Origin of the sequence: Streptomyces sp. NPDC086077, assembly GCF_040686175.1 — a bacterium.
Taxonomy (GTDB): domain Bacteria; phylum Actinomycetota; class Actinomycetes; order Streptomycetales; family Streptomycetaceae; genus Streptomyces.
This window is the reverse complement of sequence record NZ_JBFBJT010000321.1, coordinates 1-1,300: the sequence shown is the minus strand read 5'-3', so window position 1 is coordinate 1,300 and position 1,300 is coordinate 1. Positions and strand designations below refer to the sequence as shown.

The 1,300-nt window shown below is 68.6% G+C and carries 1 protein-coding gene; it reads left to right on the top strand.

Going from position 1 to position 1,300, the window contains the following annotated elements:
• Positions 1-45: 45 nt before the first annotated feature.
• The gene (locus AB0O67_RS37350; protein WP_365460577.1) at positions 46-1,260 is read left to right on the top strand and encodes an IS30 family transposase; all 1,215 of its coding nucleotides are present in this window, start codon (positions 46-48) and stop codon (positions 1,258-1,260) included.
• Positions 1,261-1,300 lie beyond the last annotated feature (40 nt).

The following is a 1,300-nucleotide window of genomic DNA, read 5'->3' as shown; positions in this document are numbered from 1 at the left end:
CTTGAGTTCTAGCGGTCGTCGCAACACCCCAGCTCAAGGGGTGCGATGTTCGAGATCCGCAAGACACGGACGGTGGCCCAGGGCCGCAGGAAGCTGACCCGTGAGCGGGAGGAATACTTCCGGCTCGTGCAGCAGGGCGTGAGTTACACGGAGGCGGCCAGGCTCGTCGGCATCAACCTCCGCACGGGAAAGCGATGGCGCAACGGCCGGAACCCCTCCGGCCGGCAGAAGGCGGCACCACCGGCCAGACCGGTGCTGCCGCCTTCTGGTGCGTCCCGGTACCTACGTGAAGCCGACCGGATCTACATCGCCGACCGGCTCCTGGAGAAGGCGACGGTCCGCGCTATCGCCGCCGAACTGGGCCGCAGCCCCTCCACCGTCAGCCGGGAGATCCGCCGCAACCGGCACCCCGTCAACGGCCAGTACCGCCCCTTCGCCGCCCAGGCCCGCGCGGATGACCGCCGTCCCCGCCCCAAGCCCCGGAAGATCAGCCAAGACCCCGAGCTGCGGGCCGCCGTCCAGGCAGGTCTTGACGAGCGGTGGAGCCCGGAACAGATCTGTCACGCTCTGCGCAGACAGTTCCCCGACCGGCCGGAGATGCACGTGGTCCACGAAACCGTCTACCAGGCGCTCTACGTGCAAGGACGCGGAGCACTGCGCCGGGAGCTGGCCGGCGCCCTGCGCACCGGACGCGCCCGCCGCAAGCCCCACCGCCAGGCCAACTGCCGACAGCCGCGCTTCACCGATCCGATGGTGATGATCAGCGACCGCCCGGCCGAGGCGGACGACCGGGGCGTGCCCGGCCACTGGGAAGGCGACCTCATCATCGGCAAGAACAGCGGCTCGGCGATCGGCACCCTCGTCGAACGCAGCACCCGCTACGTGATGCTCCTCCACCTGCCCATGGACCACACCGCAGCCAGCGTCCGAGACGCCCTGACGGAGACCGCACAAAGGCTGCCACCGCACCTCAAGCGGTCCCTCACCTGGGACCAGGGCTCCGAAATGGCCGCCCACCACACCTTCACCATCGCCACGGACATCCCGGTCTACTTCTGCGACCCGGCAAGCCCATGGCAACGCGGCTCCAACGAAAACACCAACGGCCTGCTGCGGCAGTACTTCCCCAAGGGAACCGACCTGTCCGTCCACAGCCGCGAACACCTGGACGCCGTCGCCGCCCAGCTCAACGGCCGCCCACGCAAAACGCTCGGCTGGGAAACCCCAGCCGAGCGTCTGCATAAACTGCTCGCCGTCTGACCTAACCGATCATGTGTTGCGACGATCCCTAGAAACCGCC